The sequence below is a fragment of the Gemmatimonadota bacterium genome (genome assembly GCA_026705765.1).
Classification (GTDB): domain Bacteria; phylum Latescibacterota; class UBA2968; order UBA2968; family UBA2968; genus VXRD01.
In genome coordinates this window covers 1-2,218 of record JAPPAB010000026.1, presented here as the reverse complement: position 1 = coordinate 2,218, position 2,218 = coordinate 1, and the positions used below count along the sequence as shown (strand labels likewise).

3 protein-coding genes are annotated in these 2,218 nt (G+C 43.5%); all 3 read right to left on the bottom strand.

Annotated elements, in window-relative coordinates; all coding sequences use genetic code 11:
- The coding region (locus OXH16_03240) for a serine/threonine-protein kinase (protein MCY3680383.1) at window positions 1-427 on the bottom strand (427 nt) is incomplete at its 3' end.
- Window positions 428-994: 567 nt separating this feature from the next.
- Entirely contained in the window at window positions 995-1,435 is a 441-nt protein-coding gene (locus tag OXH16_03235; GenBank protein ID MCY3680382.1) for a hypothetical protein, read from the bottom strand.
- A gap of 199 nt (window positions 1,436-1,634) precedes the next feature.
- Window positions 1,635-2,218 (bottom strand): hypothetical protein (locus tag OXH16_03230; protein ID MCY3680381.1); only part of this gene is annotated, 584 nt, incomplete at its 5' end.

The following is a 2,218-nucleotide window of genomic DNA, read 5'->3' as shown; positions in this document are numbered from 1 at the left end:
TATTGGACGGCTTGAGATCGCGATGCACCGCACCCTGCGCGTGGATATATGCCAATCCCTCGGCAATTTGTTGCACAAAAGTAAAAAAGTACGAAGCCCGAAATCGCGCTAATAGCGCCTGATCGGCAATTATTTTTTCCAGTGTCTTCCCGGGCAAATATTCCATTGTAAAATAGGGGCGCTCTTCGGCAAAGCCCCAGGCAAAGGTGCGTACCAGGCGCGGGTGATCGAATCTGTTCAACACCTGAAACTCTCTGTGAAAACGGCTACGCACACCCTGCTCATCCATCATCTCATTCAAAATTTTGAGCGCGCACTCCCGGTCTTGCTCCAGGTCCAACACCCGATAGACTTCGCCCATGCCCCCGGTTCCCAGGTGCGCCTGGATTTGATATCTTTTGTCGAGAATGGTGCCGATCTCAAACATAATTTGATAGATACATACGTATGCATCCCCTCATATATCACATTACTTTAGTAATCATTATATTATGATGAATCTAAATTTAACAATCTTTATACTTTCTATAATGCGTACGATCCGTGATTTTTTCAACCTTTTTTTACCCGTAGCACATTCTGTTCAGTCGTATTTTTCAGACTTATCAAAAAAGCGGGCGAAATGTGTCCCGCATTGCAAGAAGCACAGCGATTAAATGCCGATGACAAAACCGTGCTGATTGATGTGCATACCAGCATGGAGACCAAACGATCGCGGTTTTAATCCCTGTCGAAAACATCAAAGGTATAAACCAAAAAACCACGCCCAAAGGACGTGGTTTTTACTTCATAGAAGATGGCGGTGGACTTGACCCGTTTTAGTCGATAACAGAATTTGAATCCAACACCCAAACGATCAGTGCCTGAGTAGAACCTTCAAGCATATCCACTAAAATGAGGTGATTACATACACCTCAATCTTAATACCCGAAAAATTATATACAATAGTGCCGGAGTGAAATCCATCCCGACATTTTTACTACCTCTCATCCAGTCACTTATCAATACTCGGAAAACGAGCATCTAACCGATAAAAATGCCTATCAATATGCTCGTCCAACAACTCAATTTTAGCCAAAAGACTGTCCCGCATACTCGCAGATACTGAAGTGTCCGGCAATGCACCTAACAGACTCTTTATCTCGGCGTGTGAAGCCATAAGCCGTTTCTCGCTTGCTTGCATTGAATTAATAAGGTTTTCCTCGACACCTCTAAGCATTTCCTCAGTTACAGTTTTATCTTTATCTTTATCTATGTATTCTTCAGCTTTTTCGGCCATTCTAATACCCACAATAATACTAACTGTTGTCAATACCACCGATAACGTCTCTCTCCAGGTCCATTCGGTCGCAGCTCTATGCAGGAGCGCAATGATAACGATAATAAGGCTGAAGACAAAAATAAGCACAACCCATCCAATCACAATTGACCACATATTGAAATCTCCTTCTTAGAAGAAATAGATTTGAACTGTTTCGGACTTGACCCGTTTCGGCGTTTTATTTTTACCGGCTATTGGTAATTAAAACTAAATAGACTGCGGGAGGGGAGGACCGATCCCTAATTTCTTCTGGAAAAATCCAGAAAAACATCCCGCAGCCGTTGGACTTTTCCTCATTTTGTATCCACTTTCTTCAATCTAAAAACTGAGCGTCTCGAAAAAACGCATTGACGATTGTCATATAACAGGCATTCTGTTTTCTCTTTTTCGCTTCTGGTGGGAGTGTAGAATTTCGGCTCGTGAACTCCTGGATGCGCTCAGGCGTCACCCCATAAATATTCCGAATGGTATTGAACAAACCAATCAGATCTGTTTCACAGCATTCATTCGCTTTAGCCAGCGCTTTCAAATACTCATCATCAACAGGCGATAATGCCTGTGTAATGCGGGCGAGCATTTTACTGACAGACTGAACATCTAATAGTCTGGAAGACGCATCCCAACACGGTGTCACGGACCTGATCTTACGCAGCACGGCCAGATGGTGGTCTTCACGGATAATCGCCACTGTAAAACTACCGGGATAGACGGACAGCCAGTTCTCGACAATTTGCTTCTCATAAGACCTTCTGAAATCGTCCAAAATAACCAGACCACCAATCTTAATCTGGTCATAAACCTGGTAGAGACAGGCCTCTCGACCTCGCAAGGTATAGACAGGTGGACCATCAATAATCACGCAATCTATCTCTTCTTGACCATCCCAAAACATCTCAT